The 16,330-nt window shown below is 68.9% G+C and carries 22 protein-coding genes; 14 read left to right on the forward strand and 8 right to left on the reverse strand.

Going from position 1 to position 16,330, the window contains the following annotated elements; all coding sequences use genetic code 11:
- The first annotated feature begins 9 nt into the window (after positions 1–9).
- From Cus16_RS08530 to Cus16_RS08550, 5 genes are read left to right on the forward strand one after another with little or no spacing between them, the layout of a single operon-like run.
- A complete protein-coding gene (locus Cus16_RS08530; RefSeq protein WP_069712202.1) occupies positions 10–345 on the forward strand; it encodes a WXG100 family type VII secretion target in 336 nt (111 codons plus the stop codon).
- A 29-nt stretch (positions 346–374) separates the two neighbouring features.
- Positions 375–692 (forward strand): pore-forming ESAT-6 family protein, encoded by a 318-nt coding sequence (locus Cus16_RS08535; protein WP_069712203.1) that lies wholly within the window; start codon positions 375–377, stop codon positions 690–692.
- 1 nt (position 693) lies between these two features.
- Positions 694–1,077, forward strand: coding sequence for a DUF6507 family protein (locus tag Cus16_RS08540; protein WP_069712204.1), 384 nt, complete (start codon positions 694–696; stop codon positions 1,075–1,077).
- Positions 1,074–3,296: a TNT domain-containing protein gene (locus Cus16_RS08545; RefSeq protein WP_069712205.1), complete on the forward strand. Its 2,223-nt coding sequence runs from the start codon at positions 1,074–1,076 to the stop codon at positions 3,294–3,296. The genes Cus16_RS08540 and Cus16_RS08545 overlap by 4 nt, the downstream gene beginning before the upstream one ends.
- Positions 3,293–3,853 carry a hypothetical protein gene (locus tag Cus16_RS08550; protein WP_069712206.1) on the forward strand — a complete coding sequence of 187 codons (561 nt, stop codon included), beginning with the start codon at positions 3,293–3,295 and terminating at the stop codon, positions 3,851–3,853. The genes Cus16_RS08545 and Cus16_RS08550 overlap by 4 nt, the downstream gene beginning before the upstream one ends.
- Positions 3,854–3,919: 66 nt before the next feature.
- Here Cus16_RS08550 and Cus16_RS08555 read toward each other — a convergent pair whose 3' ends face one another.
- Complete coding sequence (locus tag Cus16_RS08555; RefSeq protein WP_069712207.1) at positions 3,920–4,561, reverse strand: TNT domain-containing protein; 642 nt, start codon at positions 4,559–4,561, stop codon at positions 3,920–3,922.
- Positions 4,562–5,144: 583 nt separating this feature from the next.
- Here Cus16_RS08555 and Cus16_RS08560 point away from each other — a divergent pair.
- The 6 genes from Cus16_RS08560 to Cus16_RS08570 all read left to right on the forward strand — a co-directional run bounded on the left by Cus16_RS08560 (position 5,145) and on the right by Cus16_RS08570 (position 7,385).
- Complete coding sequence (locus Cus16_RS08560) at positions 5,145–5,414, forward strand: hypothetical protein (protein ID WP_069712208.1); 270 nt, start codon at positions 5,145–5,147, stop codon at positions 5,412–5,414.
- A gap of 143 nt (positions 5,415–5,557) precedes the next feature.
- Positions 5,558–5,809, forward strand: coding sequence for a hypothetical protein (locus Cus16_RS16290; RefSeq protein WP_141718884.1), 252 nt, complete (start codon positions 5,558–5,560; stop codon positions 5,807–5,809).
- A gap of 16 nt (positions 5,810–5,825) precedes the next feature.
- Positions 5,826–6,230, forward strand: coding sequence for a hypothetical protein (locus Cus16_RS16295; protein ID WP_141718885.1), 405 nt, complete (start codon positions 5,826–5,828; stop codon positions 6,228–6,230).
- Positions 6,231–6,234: 4 nt separating this feature from the next.
- Complete coding sequence (locus Cus16_RS17120; protein ID WP_223246570.1) at positions 6,235–6,588, forward strand: SseB family protein; 354 nt, start codon at positions 6,235–6,237, stop codon at positions 6,586–6,588.
- Positions 6,566–6,832 (forward strand): hypothetical protein, encoded by a 267-nt coding sequence (locus tag Cus16_RS08565; RefSeq protein ID WP_069712209.1) that lies wholly within the window; start codon positions 6,566–6,568, stop codon positions 6,830–6,832. The genes Cus16_RS17120 and Cus16_RS08565 overlap by 23 nt, the downstream gene beginning before the upstream one ends.
- 283 nt (positions 6,833–7,115) lie before the next feature.
- Complete coding sequence (locus tag Cus16_RS08570; RefSeq protein WP_069712210.1) at positions 7,116–7,385, forward strand: hypothetical protein; 270 nt, start codon at positions 7,116–7,118, stop codon at positions 7,383–7,385.
- Between the two features lie 54 nt (positions 7,386–7,439).
- On the opposite strand, the gene Cus16_RS08575 is transcribed toward Cus16_RS08570, so the two are convergent.
- Positions 7,440–8,120 carry a hypothetical protein gene (locus Cus16_RS08575; protein WP_141718886.1) on the reverse strand — a complete coding sequence of 227 codons (681 nt, stop codon included), beginning with the start codon at positions 8,118–8,120 and terminating at the stop codon, positions 7,440–7,442.
- A 52-nt stretch (positions 8,121–8,172) separates the two neighbouring features.
- On the opposite strand from Cus16_RS08575, the gene Cus16_RS08580 reads away from it, so the two are divergent.
- The 3 genes from Cus16_RS08580 to Cus16_RS08590 all read left to right on the forward strand — a co-directional run bounded on the left by Cus16_RS08580 (position 8,173) and on the right by Cus16_RS08590 (position 10,416).
- Entirely contained in the window at positions 8,173–9,105 is a 933-nt protein-coding gene (locus Cus16_RS08580; RefSeq protein WP_069712212.1) for an NADP-dependent oxidoreductase, read from the forward strand.
- Positions 9,106–9,169: 64 nt separating this feature from the next.
- Positions 9,170–9,799: a DUF805 domain-containing protein gene (locus Cus16_RS08585; RefSeq protein WP_083263828.1), complete on the forward strand. Its 630-nt coding sequence runs from the start codon at positions 9,170–9,172 to the stop codon at positions 9,797–9,799.
- The gene (locus Cus16_RS08590; protein WP_083263829.1) at positions 9,796–10,416 is read left to right on the forward strand and encodes a DUF805 domain-containing protein; all 621 of its coding nucleotides are present in this window, start codon (positions 9,796–9,798) and stop codon (positions 10,414–10,416) included. The genes Cus16_RS08585 and Cus16_RS08590 overlap by 4 nt, the downstream gene beginning before the upstream one ends.
- A 74-nt stretch (positions 10,417–10,490) precedes the next feature.
- On the opposite strand, the gene Cus16_RS08595 is transcribed toward Cus16_RS08590, so the two are convergent.
- The 6 genes from Cus16_RS08595 to Cus16_RS08620 form a co-directional block, all read right to left on the reverse strand.
- The gene (locus Cus16_RS08595) at positions 10,491–11,135 is read right to left on the reverse strand and encodes a TNT domain-containing protein (RefSeq protein ID WP_069712213.1); all 645 of its coding nucleotides are present in this window, start codon (positions 11,133–11,135) and stop codon (positions 10,491–10,493) included.
- 70 nt (positions 11,136–11,205) lie between these two features.
- The gene (locus tag Cus16_RS08600; protein WP_069712214.1) at positions 11,206–11,979 is read right to left on the reverse strand and encodes a succinate dehydrogenase iron-sulfur subunit; all 774 of its coding nucleotides are present in this window, start codon (positions 11,977–11,979) and stop codon (positions 11,206–11,208) included.
- Entirely contained in the window at positions 11,979–13,772 is a 1,794-nt protein-coding gene (gene sdhA, locus Cus16_RS08605) for a succinate dehydrogenase flavoprotein subunit (protein WP_069712215.1), read from the reverse strand. The genes Cus16_RS08600 and sdhA overlap by 1 nt, the downstream gene beginning before the upstream one ends.
- 93 nt (positions 13,773–13,865) lie before the next feature.
- Positions 13,866–14,312 (reverse strand): succinate dehydrogenase, hydrophobic membrane anchor protein, encoded by a 447-nt coding sequence (gene sdhD / locus Cus16_RS08610; protein WP_069712216.1) that lies wholly within the window; start codon positions 14,310–14,312, stop codon positions 13,866–13,868.
- A gap of 20 nt (positions 14,313–14,332) precedes the next feature.
- Entirely contained in the window at positions 14,333–14,782 is a 450-nt protein-coding gene (gene sdhC, locus Cus16_RS08615; protein WP_083263831.1) for a succinate dehydrogenase, cytochrome b556 subunit, read from the reverse strand.
- Between the two features lie 78 nt (positions 14,783–14,860).
- Positions 14,861–16,099, reverse strand: a complete 1,239-nt coding sequence (locus Cus16_RS08620; RefSeq protein ID WP_069712348.1) for a glycosyltransferase family 4 protein — start codon at positions 16,097–16,099, stop codon at positions 14,861–14,863.
- Positions 16,100–16,330 lie beyond the last annotated feature (231 nt).

Here is a 16,330-nt window from a genome sequence, read left to right on the forward strand (position 1 = left end):
GGATGCGCGATGAAGTTCGCCATGGGGGCTCAGGTCCTCACCAACCTGACCAAGCAGACGTCCGGTGCCTCGGGGGACCTCGGCACGCTCGTCCGTCGCCTCGCCGACTCGGCCGAACCGCTCCAGGGCCGGTTCAACGGAGCCGGCCGCGCCGCCTTCGACCGCTTCAAGGCCGAGACGGACACCATCGCCAACGAGCTGAACGGCGCCCTCGCGAGCGTCCTGCAGGGCATCTCCGGCATGGACCGCTCCTTCCAGGAGGGCGACCAGGACATGGCGCAGTCCACGAGCTCGCTCGAGGGCAGCTCCAACTTCGACGCGGCTCGCTTCAGCGGCCGCGCCTGACGGATCTCCGGGGAGAGGGAGGACACACCATGAGCGGTGGCAACCAGGCAGATCGTCGCGACTACGACGTGGCGGCGTCGCAGAACGCGCAGGACAACTTCAACGCCGTCGCGGCGCAGCTCGAGGCGCTCATCGCCCAGCGCGACTCCGACGTCAAGGCCGCGATGGCGGACTACCAGGCCGACGGGGTGTCGGACGAGTACCACGCCAAGGAACAGCGGTGGAACACCGTCGCGGGCGAGGTCAAGCAGATCATCGCCACGCTGCGCTCCTCGCTGCAGTCGAACGACGAGTCGGCGCAGTCGGCGATCAGCAAGGCGAAGTCGGCCGTCGGCAACATCGGCTGACGTGGTCGACGGCTGGCGGGTCGACCCCGCGGGGGTCGAGGCCGTCCTGCAGGACGTCGCGTCGAAGAGCACGACGATGACCGACGCCCTGGGCGGGTCCGAGGACGGATCCGTGCAGGGCGTCGGCGCGGTCGTGCAGGACGCTGCGACGGCGGCGCAGTCCCCGGTGATCGGTGAAGCGCTCGCCGGGTTCTTCGAGGAGCGGCAGGCCACGCTGACCGGGATCCAGGACCGGATCAGGGCATCGCTCTACGGCGCGGCGGGCGCCACGCAGGCGATCGTGCAGGGGGACGACGAGATGGGTGCTGAGACGGCGCAGGCGAACGCGATCGCGGCTGCCTCGGACGGGAAGTTCGACGCCTTCGACGGGATGTTCGACCGGTGAACGCGGTCGTCGAGCCGGGGGCGATCCCCTACACCGACGTCGTGCTCAGTGGCATCACGAGCGGCGCGACGAAGCTCCGCACGGTCGCGTCCGCGGTCCGTGACGGGACGGCGGACATCGTCACCGCGTGGGGGCGCATCTCCGGCTCGTACGAGGGGCCGAGTGACCAGGAGCTCTTCGCGGTGATGACCCCGATCGGACCGCAGGGCACCGCGTTCGGGGACGACCTCGACACCGCCGCAGGCGCACTCGACGACTTCGTCGACGAGGTCACCCCGATCGTCGCGAAGCTCAAGGCGTACAAGGTCCGCGCGGAGCAGCTGGTGCGCGACGTCGCGGCCTTCCAGCCGGTCACGATCCAGACGATGGACGGACCGGTCACGCAGACCGAGTCGTGGGACCAGGACGAGACCCTCAACGGCGAGAACAACGACATCATCAACGGGGTGGCGAACCGCGTCGTCGAGTACCAGGCGGCAGAGCGGAAGTGCGCGAACGCGATCCGCGCCCTCAACGGCCTGCCGCCGCTGCACGCAATCGGTGCAACGGGCAACGAGTCGCTGGGCTACGGGTACGACGAACTCCCTATGGGTACCGAGCTGCCGTGGGGGACGGCGGAGTCGCGCAAGGAGTCCTGCGCGGAGAAGACGACGTGGTTCCTGCCGAAGATGGTCAAGGGCGTCGTGTGGGACGGCGTCCTCGTGGGGACCATCGGCGGGCTCGGCGAACTGGTCGGCATCCGCGACTGGAAGTGGAGCGCGGACAACTTCACGGACACGTGGCAGAGCCTCGGTGGGCTGGTCGGCTACGACAAGGAGACCGGCAAGTGGGGCGACGGCGACCTCGCCGGCGAGACGTGGAAGGCGATGGGGAAGGGCACGGTCGCCTGGGACAAGTGGGCCGACGACCCCGGGACCGCGTTCGGCGAGTCCCTCTGGAACGTCGGATCGATCCTCATCCCCGTGGCGAACGTCGCGGGCAAGGCCGGCACGGCCGGCAAGGTCGGATCGATCGCGTCGGGGATCAGCAAGGCCGACCGGCTGCTCGAACTCGCGGACGCCGGGGCCTGGGCGTCGAAGGGCTTGACGAAGGTCCTGCCGAAGCTCACCGATCTGAAGTCGGTGCTCGGACGCGGCTTCGAACACGTGTCGGACGGGTTTGCGACGAAGATCGCCGACTTCACGACGAACCTGAAGGAGTGGCGGCAGGGGACGCACGTCGACGCGGAGAGCAGAGCCGACGGGCCTCCGGTGCGGACCGAGGGGAACGCGGACGCGTCGGTCGGTGCTGATGCGCACGCCCGCACGAACAGCGCGGAGTCGAACGCGCCGGCGCCAGTGCGCGAACCGGCGTTGGTCGGTGGCGGGCACGGTGAGAGCGCCGCGGTCCACGGCGGCGGCTCCGACTCGGGATCGAGTGGAGGCGGTGGTCACGGGACCGATGCGCCGACGGACCGGTCCGGGGGATCCTCCGGTAGCCGTGCGCACGGAACTGATGCCGGAGCCGGCGACCCGCCGCCCCCGCACCAGTACGATCGGTCCACTGACCCGGTGTTCTCCGACGATGCCAGCGGACCCGGTTGGGAGCGCGACGACACGATCCGAGGGGACGGAGTGCGGGCCGATTACGGTCAGCCGCATCTTCACCTGGGTGATCTCGGTGAGCAGTACCGACCGCCGGACGACCCGAACTACACGGGCTCCGGGATGAGCGACGAGGTCCGGGCGATCGTCGATGACTGGGGCAACCCGAACGGCGCCTACGGCAAGGACGCCGACGGGAACTACCTCACCCGGGATGACTGGGAAGACCGGTACATCGACTGGAACGGGCAGTACCAGTCCTACGCGCCGGAGTACCCGGGCAACGCGGGAGCTGTTGCCGGCCACCGCGTCGACTGGACGGACCCGCAGTTGTTCGTGCAGCAGTACGGTTCGCAGCTGGACCGGCTCGGCAAGGAGTCCGGGAACTTCTTCTCCTTCCCCGGGACATCGTTCGAAGAGCGTGCGTTGCCGCCGTCCAACCTCAGCGATGCGTACTCGAAGTACGACTTCGATGCCGCCGCGTTCGAAGGCAAGGGGCTGAAGATCGAGGTCAGCAAGATCGCTCCGGCGTTCGGACATCCCGGCGGTGGACTGCAGGTGCGGTTCTTCAGGCCGGGAGATTCGCTGCAGTTCTACTCCGTGAAGCAGCTCAAGGATGAAGGGATCCTGTCATGACCGTGCACGGAGCGGGGAAATTCGGTGACCTCGACCTGCTTGAGGACGTGCTGCGGAGAGCGGGGAACGACCTCGTCATCTGCGAGCCGCAGCGAGTGCAGTACGGCGACTACGAAACGCTGCAGCGATACACACTGTCGAACGGCGAGGTGATCGAATGGCGTGGCAGTCGGGGGTCGGGTGCGCTGACCGGTACACGTTTCGAGTCGGCCGCAGACGCGGAACGCTGGATCGTCACGGACGCGTGCGGATACATCCGTGACGCCCTCGGCCTACCCATCGCGCACTGGCTCCCAGACCAAGAGCATGAGCTGTCGGAGGGGTTCACATTGCAACCAGACGGCGACGGCGTCCTTCTCACCTGGGCGGCTTCCGGTATCGAACGCTGCGCCCGATTCGGCGGCCCCCGCCCGACCGTCTCTGCCTTGCACTTCTCGACTGTTGCGCGTATGCGCGTGGATGAGATCGAAGACTGCGCGCTCCAGCTCGATGCACGCGCAGCGTTTGCGGCCGCGGTGTCGCCTACTTCGCGCTGTGAGCCCCGGTCGTCCCGCTGATCCGCTGGAGCGCGCGGCACAGCGCGATGCTGCCATGAGTGACGGAAGCATCGCGATCTCGTCGGTTCAGTCCTGAACCACGATCCTCTGCAGCGCGCCGCTGACGAGCAGGTCACGGATCGTCTCTGCACCCTCGGCGATCGAGAAGCGGATGGCGCCGCCGGGATGCCCGAACCAGGGCAGTGTTATCTGGGCGTGAACGAGGACGTTGTCCATCGTCACGTACGGGTGGACGGTCGAGGGCAGTGACAGCGCTGTCGGCGGAAGCGCTCGCGATTCGAATGATGCAGCGTACGGGTTGAACAGCCAGCCGTCGGGACCACCGACTCGGTCCACGGGAATTCCTGGGGGGAGCTGAATGAGGACCGCACCGCCGCTGGACTGGATCTGTCCGGCCAGTGCGGGGAGGTACCGCTCAGACGAGTCTCGGAGGCTGTTGAGTTCACGGCGTGTCATCACTCGGGGCGCAGGGATCGGCCGGCGGAGGAAGGTTCGCAGCATCTCCGCTGCGCTGTCCTCGTCCTCTGCGCGTCTGATCAGCCGCGCCTGGCCGTAGTCCACGCACTGCAACTCGAAGCCAGCTTCGGACGGCTCGATGCGGAGCGCCCCTTCCAACGGTGGCCCGTCAAGGACGTCACCGGGAAGCGCGACGAACCGTGCGGTGAACCCGGAGCGATCGAGTTGCTCGCGGAGCGAAGAGAATGCCACCCGATCAGCGTAGCGATTGCTGGAACGTCACCCAACGAGCCCAGCAACGGGCAGCCGTCGTCGGAGCGGCTGGTCTGCTGCCGGCGCGGCTCTGGGGAACGAGCGCGCTCACGAAATCGGCGGACCCTGGGGGCGAGGACATTCGTTGGTCATCGATGCAGCGCGCAGCCACGCAGAGGCTCGTTCCCCGCGCGAAGCGGTCGACGGAGGTTCCTCACGCAAGCAGACTCGCGGCGCACCGTCCACCTCCTGACGAAGCACTGGGTCGCCCCCGAGTTCGGCACCTCGAAGATGGACGGCAGTACCACCAGTACGAAGTCCCGCGCGATGTCGGTAACCTCCGAGGTGCGTACGATTCGCTCGACGGTGACCACAAGGAACTGATTGACGCGTTCCTCCAAGGTCGAGGCAAGACCGCAGATGACCTGGAGACGCTCGAGACCTACCCAGGCGAGCTTGCATCAGTTGATCGCTTCGGTTCTCCTGGAGGTGCAGTGCGAGTGCAACTCGCACTGCCCGTCGAGTTCCTGCAGGTCCTCGGCATACTCCGCGAACTCCCTTGATGATGAGACGAAGGAATCCCATGGATGACATCGACGCCACGCGCGAGCTCTCCTCGGCGGAGGCCGCGGGCGTGCCCTTCCGCTGGATGGAACAGCCCTCGAACGATGTGAACACTGCCTGCATCTACGAGACGATCCACGGTTGGCGAGTGTCAACGACGGACGAACGGGCCACGGAGGAATCCGTGCACGACTACGTCGACCGCCCAGCGGCCGTGGACGACTTCGTGAGCCGTGTCCAGGGGCTCGTTCGGTACCGAGAACTCCGCAAGAGGCTCCTTGGTCGTTGAGCCTGGCGACGCCCACCCCTGGGTGATCTCGGTGAGCAGCACCGGCCACCGGAACGGATGGTCCATCCCGGCGTCGGTCTGCAGATGCAGATGCCATTGACCGTTGAACTGCTCGGGGAGCCAAGACTGATCGAGAGGATTCAATGAGCAGGGCAGAGGTGAGATCTCTGATCGCGCGGGAGGGGCTCGACGCAGGCGTGTGGTTCGCCGACCCTCATGCGGCACCGAATCGAGTAGTCGTGGACGAGGTCGACAACAGGTTCAGGGTCTACGTGACGTCGGAGCGCGGATCGGCGGACGGTATCCGGTACTTCGACGATGAATCTGAGGCATTGGAGAAGTACGTGCGCCTCCTGCGCATGCAACAGCGGCTCCTCGACCGGGGTGTCATCTGAGGTCCGTTCGATCTCCATGACGCCCGAAACCGGCGACCTCCGAGTGACCGACGCATCGAGCGCGAGCATCGAGTCCGGGATGGCGCCGTCAGTGATGAAGGCCTGGCAGACCGGCGGCGATCTCTTCGGTGTGATCGTGCCTGTTGACCCGCCCACAGCTCGTCTACCGACGATCATCGGTGCAGGAGGGGCGGAGCATTTCGTGCCAGGCGGTCGAACGGCGGTGAAGATCGTCGGAGACTTCTTCGTCAACGAGACGCGCGAGTTCGTGGTGGACGGTACTGTGCCGATGCCTCCTGGTCCCGTGGTCTTCAAGCTACTCGACAGCGGGCACTGGGAGCCCGTCCTCGTCTACGGTCGAACGAGGGCGAGAGCAAGGAGTCAACGTGTCAGACGGCAAGGCACCTCAACGTCTCGCTGATGCTGTGCAGTCTGCCCGGGCGGGCGGAATCGACTTCCGTGGGCTTCTCGGCGCGTTCGTTGCCGCACAGGTTCTCGTTCCGTCAGGCGCGGCCCTGCAGGATGGTCGAGGGGAGTTCCAGCCTGTGATCTATCCAGTTGGGGATGTGTCCTACATGGCCGTGTTCTCAGTGCTCGAACGTGCGTCATCACTTGGCGACCTAGCGCCTTACGTCACGACAATGAGTGGTCTCGATGTCCTGCGTCGCGCGCGACCGGGGACCGGCGTCGTGGTGGACGCCGGGTACCCGGACGGTTTCCAGGTCGACCCCGGAGTTGTCGAGGCGATAGTGGCTAGTGCGCCGAGTCCTGGTGCGTGAACGGGCGCTGCTGATGCAGGATGTGACGCCATTCCGCGACCAGGGTTGTAAGTACTGCCGTGAGTTCTGGATTTCTCACTCCGACCAGCCGAAATTGATCGGTGTGAGTCTCGAGTACCAATGTCATCTCTATCGCTGCGGGATGTGTCAGTCTTGGTGGGAGTACGGGCTGAACTATCCGCACGTGATCGACCGGGACCTTGCCGACGCCATTGCCGCCGACATCGTGCAGAGTTCTTCCTGATCGGTGCGGCCTGCGAAAGGCACCGCTCAGCGGAGACGCGCTACCCGCTCTGCTGTCGGAAGCGCACCCTTTCGAGAGGACGACAGGTCCTCCTCGAGACCGCTGAACTCCTTCGAGAGTGGGACCGATGGAAAGCGGCCATGACGACCTTGCAGGGCGAGATTGCTGGCTCCGCCCGGTTCGCCGGTCCCGGCGGCGGGATCCAGACCAGGCTTCCCCTGCCGGTAGAGACGCTCGAAGTACTGGGTCTGTCACGCGAGTTGGACCAGGAAGGAGACGGCACATGGACGAAATCGATGCAACGCGACACTTGGCCGTGGCGGAGTCCGCGGGAATCGGCTTCAACTGGCTACGCGCCCCGCACAACGACATGAATGTGTCATCCATCTACGAGGTTGACGGGCGTTGGGTGGTCTCGACGACCGACGAACGAGCGTCGGAAGAGGCCGTGCACGAGTACGCCGACTACGAGTCTGCTCTGGAGGACTTCGTGTCACGGGTGAACGCCTCAGTGAGTCTCATCGAGTGGCGTCGGCGTGAGGAGAAGCGTTGATCTGAGCGGCCCACGGAGAACCTGTCGTCGGAGTGTGGCGACGGGCAGCTTCGGTCAGCGAGCGCCCCGGGACCACTGGTTCCCGCCCTTCGCCAGATCCATGTACCACTGGTACAGGTTGCTCTGCTCCGCCATCAGCGCCGCGTACAGCGCTCGTACCTCGCCCCGCGGCGAGAGCGTCAAGTAGCGCTCGTCGTCGAGGATCGAACCGATGCCTGCCCGCACCTCGTGGTAAGCGTGGTACTGGTCGCTGGCGTCGACGAAGCCCTGCATCTCCTCGAGGTAGCGGCGGAGGACTTCCATGTAGATCCCGCCGGCCAGCCGCTTCTCGGCGCGCTGCTGGCCGGTACGGAAGAGCCGCGGCGCGCCCTGCGCGACTGCACCGACGAAGGACTCGGCCGCTGGCGATGTCGGGTCCACCGGCCCGTGTGCGAGGCACTTCTCGAAGCCTCTCGACGCGGCGTCTGAGCCCTGGACGAGCTGCACCGCATCGTCGCTGCGTTCCTTCGTGACCCTGATGGCATACGCCGGACCGGATCCGAACTTCTTCCACGCGGGGAACGATGCGCGTCGTTGCGCGACCGGCGGTGCAGACGCGATCCACCATCGGAGCACTGCCCGGATCCGGTCCTCGTCGTCGACGTGCACGACCGTCGAGTCGATGGCGTCGTACCAGTCCCGCATGAGCTCGAGGAGCAGCGCCCCGTCGTGCCGGAACGTGAAATGGAGACTCATGGCCCGATCGCGGCTCGTCACGCCAGCAGGATAGCGGCGTACCGTCCCCCTCATGACGAAGCACTGGGTCGCCCCCGAGTTCGGCGGCAGCGAGGTCCTCGAGTACGTCGACACCGAGGTGCCCGCTCCCGGCACCGGCGAGGTCACGATCGACGTCCGCGCCGCCGGCATGAACCCCGCCGACACGAAGCACACCCGTCAGGGCGACCCGGCCGACCTGCCGATCCCGGTCGGGTACGAGGTCTCCGGCGTCCTCAGCGCGATCGGCCCCGACACCGAGATCGCGTCGGGTGGGGGAGCGGTCGGCGACGAGGTCCTGGCGTTCCGCGTCGAGGGCGGCTGGGCGGAGCGCATCACCGTCCCCGCCGCCGACGTCTTCGCCAAGCCGGCATCGCTCGACCACCCGCAGGCGGCGAACCTGCTGCTCGCCGGCACCACCGCCGCCGACATGATCCGCGTCACCCGCGCCGAGGGACGCGACACCGTCCTGGTGCACGGTGCGTCCGGTGCGGTGGGCGTGGCCGTCCTCCAGCTGCTCCGTCCGCTCGGCACCCGCGTCATCGGCACCGCCTCCGAGCGGAACGCCGAGACCGTCCGCCGCTTCGGCGGCGAGTGGGTCGCGTACGGCGACGGCCTGGAGGCGCGCATCCGTGACCTCGCACCCTCCGGTGTCGACGTGGCCCTGGACTGCGTGGGAACCGACGAGGCCGTCGACGTCTCGCTGGCACTCGTGGCGGACCGGTCCCGCATCGTGACGATCGCGGCCTTCGGCCGCGCGCAGCAGGACGGGTTCGCGGCCGTGGGCGGTTCGCAGCCGGAGAGCCAGGCCTTCCGCGACTCGGTCCGGCAGCGGTTGATCGACCTCGCCGCGTCGGGCCGGCTCGAGGTGCCCGTGGCGCGCACGTTCCCGCTCGCCGACGCGAAGGACGCCGCCGAGGTGCTCGAGTCGCAGCACCCGGGCGGGAAGCTCGCACTGATCCCGTGAGGGCGCTCGGTTCTGGTTGACTCGACGGGTACGTCGCACGACCGAAGACCACGAGGGGGATCACGTGAGCGACCAACGACCGTCCGACCGACCGGGACCGACCGACCCACCGTCGGCACCGCAGTACCAGCAGCCGCAGTACCAGCAGACGCCGTACGACCAGCCGCCGCAGCACCGACCGCAGGACCCGGCGCTGTTCGAGCGCTCCGCGCCGGTGGGGCCGGACGGGCGCCCTCCGCTCTGGGCGCCCTGGTACGGCATCGGCTTCGTCCAGGCGTACGCGCGCTACTGGAGGAAGTACGTCCGCTTCGACGGGCGTGCGAGCCGGAGCGAGTTCTGGTGGGTCTACCTCTGGAACGTCGGGATCTCGATCGTGCTGGGAGTGGTCTGGGGCGTCGGCTTCGCCCAGTCCGGCCGTGAGACGTACACGACGCCGTCCGGCGTCGAGACGGTCGTCACCGAACCGTCCGCGCTCTACCTGATCATGGGGTACGTGGGGACCCTGTGGATCCTCGCGATCGTGCTGCCCTCGATCGCACTCGCGTGGCGACGACTGCACGACGCGAACCTGGCGGGTCCGTTCTTCTTCCTCGGCCTGGTCCCGTTCTTCGGCGGCATCGCGCTCCTGGTCCTCTACCTGCTCGACTCCAAGCCCGCGGGCGCCCGCTTCGACCGACCGGAGGGATCGCGTTGACGAACGGCGAGCAGCACGACCGGAACCCGTACCAGCAGCCGCAGCAGCCGTCCGGCCAGCAGCAGCCGTACGGCCAGCAGCAGCCGTACGGCCAGCCCTACCCGCAGTACCAGCAGCAGCTCCCGATCCCGCGCGACGAGAGCGGAGCCCCGCCGCTCTGGGCGCCGTGGTACGGAGCGGGCTTCCTCGACGCGTTCACCCGGTTCTGGAAGAAGTACGCCCGCTTCGACGGCCGCGCGAGCCGCAGTGAGTTCTGGTGGTGGTTCCTGGCCGACGCCATCGTCGTGGTGGTCCTGCTCGGTGCGTACTTCGCGTCGCTCATCGTCTGGGTGTCCGACGCCACCACGACGGACGAGTACGGCACCACGACCTCGACCGGCGGGTTCCCCGGCGTCGCGCTCCTGTTCGCCGGACTGTTCGTGCTCTGGAGACTCGCGATCTTCATCCCCTGGCTCGCCCTCGGGTGGCGCCGCGTGCACGACGCCGGTCTCGCCGGACCGTTCTGGCTGATCTCCTTCGTGGGGGCGGGGATCGCCGGCATCGTGTTCGGGTGCCTCGAGCCGAGCCCCGCCGGGGCGCAGTACGACCAGCCGGACGCACCCCGCCCGCCGGCCTGACCGACCCGGTGACGACGAAGCGGCCCACCCCGAGAGGGGTGGGCCGCTTCGTCGTGTCGCGGGTGGAGCGGCGTTCAGACCACCCGGAGGCGGACCAGGGAGCCGTCCACGACGAGGTCGCGCACCGTGACGGACCGGTCGGCCGTCTGGAAGCGGAGCGCGCCTCCCGGCTGGTCGAACCAGGGCTGCACGAACGTGACCGTGACCATGAACGGCCGCTCCACCAGGTAGCGGTGCACCTCGGGCGCCGCCGCGACGTGCGGCGGCAGCGACCGCTGGGGGAGCGGGGTGTGGAGCGGGTGGAGGAGGTAACCGTCCGGACCGCCGACGCGGTCGACGGGCACACCGGCCGGCACCTGGATGGTGAGCCCCTGCGGACCGGCCTGCGCCACCTGCTGCGCGAGCTGCGGGTACGTGGTCGCCGCACGGTCGCGGAACCCGTCGAGCTCGTGCCGAGGGATGTCCCGCGGAGCCGGGAACGCCCGGTTGAGGAACCGGCGGAGCATCTCCACCGCGTCGGCCTCGCCGCGCGCCGTGGCGAGACGACGGGCCGTGCCGTAGTCGACGACCTCGAGCGCGAAGTCACCGTGCTCCTCGGCGGGGACGACGCGGAGCGCCCCCTCGACCGGCGGCTCGGTGAGCGTCTCGCCGGGGAGCTGCACGTAGCGGATCGTGTAGCCGAGCTGGTCCAGGATGGGGCGGGTCTCCGCGAACGTCATGCGCGCGAGCCTACCGGCCGGTTGCATGCCGTTCGCCGAGACGCCGCCGCGAAGGCGGTGCGAGGAGGCCTCACACGCCGCCGCGCATGATCGCCTGCTTGACCTCGGAGATCGCCTTCGTCACCTGGATGCCGCGCGGGCACGCGTCGGTGCAGTTGAAGGTCGTGCGGCAGCGCCACACGCCCTCCTTGTCGTTGAGGATGTCGAGGCGCACGTTCGCGGAGTCGTCGCGGGAGTCGAAGATGAAGCGGTGCGCGTTCACGATCGCGGCCGGGCCGAAGTACTGCCCGTCCGTCCAGAACACCGGGCACGACGACGTGCACGCGGCGCAGAGGATGCACTTCGTGGTGTCGTCGAAGCGGGCGCGGTCGGCGACGGACTGCACGCGCTCCTTGCCCTTCTCCGGCTTGCTCGACGCCTGCAGGAACGGCTGGACCTCGCGGTAGGACTGGAAGAACGGCTCCATGTCGACGACGAGGTCCTTCTCGAGCGGCAGGCCCTTGATCGCCTCGACGTAGATCGGCTTCGACACGTCGAGGTCCTTGATCAGGGTCTTGCACGCAAGCCGGTTGCGGCCGTTGATGCGCATCGCGTCCGAGCCGCACACGCCGTGCGCGCACGAGCGGCGGAACGTCAGCGACCCGTCCTGCTCCCACTTGATCTGGTGCAGCGCGTCGAGGATGCGGTCCGTCGGGAGCATCATGACGTCGAAGTCCTGCCAGCGCGGCTCGTCGTCGATGTCCGGGTCGAACCGGCGGACGATGATCGTGACCGGGAACGAACCGGGAGGGGCGCTCTGCACGGTGTCGGTGCGCGGGCTGTCGGAGACCAGGGTGTCGGTCATCAGTACTTCCTCTCCATCGGCTGGTACCGGGTCACCACGACGGGCTTCCAGTCCAGCGTGATGTGGTCGTCGGCGAGCGACGAGTGCGGGTCACCCGTCAGGTACGCCATGGTGTGCTGCATGTAGTTCTCGTCGTCGCGCTTCGGGTAGTCGTCGCGCATGTGGCCGCCGCGGCTCTCCTTGCGGTTCCGCGCCGAGAACACGACGACCTCGGCCAGGTCGAGCAGGAAGCCCAGCTCGACCGCCTCGAGCAGGTCCGTGTTGAAGCGCTTGCCCTTGTCCTGCACGGAGATGTTCAGGTAGCGCTCGCGCAGCTGGTGGATCGTCTCGGTCATCTTCGCGAGGGACTCGTCGGTCCGGAACACCTGCGCGTTCTTGTCCATCTCGTCCTGCAGCTCCTTGCGGAGCACCGCGATCCGCTCGGTGCCGGTCGAGGCGCGGAGCTGGTCGAGCATGCCGCGGACGCCGGCGGCCGGGTCCTCGGGCAGGGGCAGGAACTCGGCGGTCTGCACCCACTCGGCGGCGTTGTTGCCGGAGCGCTTGCCGAACACGTTGATGTCGAGCAGCGAGTTCGTGCCGAGGCGGTTCGAGCCGTGGACGGACACGCAGGCGCACTCACCGGCGGCGTAGAGGCCGGGCACGACCGTGGTGTTGTCGTACAGCACCTCGGCCTTGGTGTTCGTCGGGATGCCGCCCATCGCGTAGTGCGCGGTCGGCATGACGGGGACCGGCTCGACGACGGGGTCGACGCCCAGGTACGTGCGGGCGAACTCGGTGATGTCGGGGAGCTTGGTCTCGAGGACCTCGGCGCCCAGGTGCGTGCAGTCGAGCAGGACGTAGTCCTTGTTCGGTCCGGCGCCGCGACCCTCGGCGACCTCCTGCACCATGCAGCGCGCGACGATGTCGCGCGGTGCGAGGTCCTTGATCGTCGGGGCGTACCGCTCCATGAAGCGCTCGCCCGACGCGTTGCGGAGGATGGCGCCCTCACCGCGGGCGCCCTCGGTGAGCAGGATGCCGAGGCCGGCCAGGCCGGTCGGGTGGAACTGGAAGAACTCCATGTCCTCGAGCGGCAGGCGCTTCCGCCACACGATGCCGACGCCGTCGCCGGTCAGGGTGTGCGCGTTCGAGGTGGTCTTGTACATCTTGCCGAAGCCGCCGGTCGCGAAGATCACGGCCTTGGCGTGGAACACGTGCAGCTCGCCGGTCGCGAGCTCGAACGCGACGACGCCGGCCGGCTGCTGGCGCGTGACGCCGTCCTCGCCCACGACGTCCACCATGACGAGGTCGAGCGCGTAGAACTCGTTGTGGAACTCGACGCCGAGCTTCACGCAGTTCTGGAACAGGGTCTGCAGGATCATGTGGCCCGTGCGGTCCGCCGCGTAGCAGGCCCGGCGCACCGGGGCCTTGCCGTGGTCGCGGGTGTGCCCGCCGAAGCGCCGCTGGTCGATCTTGCCCTCGGGCGTGCGGTTGAACGGCAGCCCCATGTTCTCGAGGTCGATGACGGCGTCGATCGCCTCCTTCGCCAGGATCTCGGCGGCGTCCTGGTCGACCAGGTAGTCACCGCCCTTGATCGTGTCGAAGGTGTGCCACTCCCACGAGTCCTCCTCGACGTTCGCGAGGGCGGCGGCCATGCCGCCCTGCGCCGCTCCCGTGTGCGACCGCGTCGGGTACAGCTTCGAGATGACGGCCGTCTTCGCCTTCGGACCGGCCTCGATGGCGGCCCGCATGCCGGCGCCGCCTGCGCCGATGATGACGATGTCGTGCTGGTGGTGGTGGACGGTGGTCTCGGTCACTGGGGCCTTTCAGGGTGGGTCAGCGCGCCGGCAGGGGTGTGCGCGGCGTGCTCGGAGGTCGTGGCGGCTGGTGCGATTGCTGCTGCGCGGGCGCTACTGCGCGGGGCAGAACGACGGCAGGTCCGCGGCGGCCGCGCCGGCGGGGCACGGGTCGAAGGTCCAGCAGACGAGCAGGCCCAGCACGACGAGTGCGACGCAGGCGATGAGCACCGCGAGCAGCAGGGTCTTCCGGACGGCGGGCTTGGCGACGTAGTCGTTGATGATCGTCCGCATGCCGTTGGAGCCGTGCACCAGGGCGAGGACGAGCATCAGCGAGTCCCAGACCCGCCAGAACGGATTGGCCCACTTGCCGGCGACGAAGGCGAAGTCGATCTGCTTGACGCCCTCGCCGGCGACCATGTTGACGAAGAGGTGGCCGAAGATGAGCACGACGAGCAGGACGCCCGAGGCGCGCATGTAGATCCACCCCCACTTCTCCCAGTTGGTGGTGCGGCGGGCAGCGGCGGCGGAGCGCGGGGGCTCGACGGTCTGTGTGGTCATGGCTGGTTCCGTCCCTTCGCCTACTGGAAGTCCGCGACGAGGTTCATGAGCTGGCGCGGGAGGAAGCCCGCGATGAGGACGGCCCACACGACCATGACGATCCAGAACATGGCGCGCTGGTACCGCGGGCCCTTCGACCAGAAGTCGACCAGGATGATGCGCAGACCGTTGAGCGCGTGGAACACGATCGCCATGACGAGAGCGATCTCACCGAGGTTCATGATCGGCGTCTTGTACGTGCCGATCACGGCGTTGTACGCCTCGGGCGACAGCCGCACGAGCGCGGTGTCGAGGATGTGCACGAGCAGGAAGAAGTAGATCGCGACACCGGTGATGCGGTGCAGCACCCACGACCACATCCCCGTGGAGCCGCGGTACAGCGTCCCCTCCAGCTTCCGAGAGGCGCGGGGCGCCTCGATCGTCACCTTCGGTTCGACCAACGTCGTCCCGCCTGCGGTCTGCTCGGCCATGAGCTCGGCCCTCCCATAGGACGGGCTCGCCGATCGGCGAGCCCTTGCCGTTCGTGTTCGTGTGGAACACGTCCCATCCTATGCGCGTGCGCTGACACTCTCGTCCCACCCGGCACGGACCGCGCGCGTCGCCGTGGGCACGGCGCCGATCGTGCGGGCGGTGTCGTGGTGTGCGAGGAGCTCGTCGCCGACGGCCTCCCAGGTCGTGCCCTCGACCCGGAGCCGTCCGGCAGAGCCCATGCGCGCGGCGGCGTCCGGGTCGCCGAGGAGTCCGAGGACGGCTCGGCGGAGGGCCTGCGGGGCGTCCGGGTCGTACAGCTCGCCGTCGAGACCGGGCGCGACGAGGTCGATCGGACCGCCGGCTGCGGGGGCGACCACGGGCAGGCCGCTGGCGTGCGCCTCCTGCAGGGTCTGTCCGAACGTCTCCGCGGGGCCCGTGTGCACGAAGACGTCGAGCATCGCGTAGGCGTCGGCGAGGGCCTCCCCGCGCAGCGGGCCGGTGAAGGTGACGTCGAGGTGGCGCAGCCGCCGCTCGAGGGAGGCCCGCGCCGGACCGCCGCCGGCGACCACGATCCGGATGCCGGGGATCCCGCCGAGCTCCGCGAGCCGATCGACCTCCTTCTCGGGTGCGAGCCGACCGACGTACCCGACGATCGTCTCGCCCCCGGGCGCGATCCGGCGACGGGCCGCGCGCACCGCCGCCGAGCGACGTCGGTCCGGGTGGAACAGGTCGGTGTCGACACCGCGGCCCCAGCGGGCGACGCGGGGCACGCCGTCCTCGGCGAGCATCGCCGCGGTCGCGCTCGACGGGGCGAGCGTCAGCGACGCCCCGGCGTGGATGCGACCGAGGATCTTCCTGACCAGCGGGACGGTCGCGGTCAGGCCGTTGCGGCGGGCGAACCCGGCCACGTCGGTCTGGAAGACGGCGACGGAGGGGATGCCGAGCCTCCCGGCCGCCGTGATCGCGCGTCCGCCCAGCAGGAAGGGGCTGGCAGCGTGCAGCACGTCGGCGCCGGAGGCGGCGAGGATCGTGTCGAGCACGGGGTGGGGGAGGGCGACGGGGAACTGCCGGTACGCGACCGCCGGTACCCGGTGGACGTCGAAGGAGCGGTACCGCTCGACCCGGGTCCTCGAGCGGAACCGTGCGAGGCCGGGGGTGTCCGGCGCGATGACGACCGCGCGGTGGCCGCGGCGTTCCAGGTGGTCGAGGACCGCCAGGACACTGGTGGTGACGCCGTTGAGGGTGGGCAGGAAGCTCTCGGTCACGACGGCGACGGTCCGCTGGGACGTGCCGCGCTCCACGCTGCGTGCGCTCATGGTGCTGCCCATGGTCCGCGGCCGTCGTGACCGGTCGGGGCGGTGCGGGTGAACGCGCGGCGCGCAGTCGGTGAACACGGCGGGTGCGGCCGGGAGGCGCGGTGCGGGCCCGGCGCGCAGGGTGCGGTCAGCGACGGGTCGCGTCGGGCCGGGGTCGGGTCGGCCGGGGTCGCGTCGGGCCGGGTCGCGTCGGGCCGGTCTGCGGACTCCCGCACCACGCGTGCGGGGAAC

This window comes from Curtobacterium sp. ER1/6, assembly GCF_001742745.1.
GTDB lineage: Bacteria > Actinomycetota > Actinomycetes > Actinomycetales > Microbacteriaceae > Curtobacterium > Curtobacterium citri.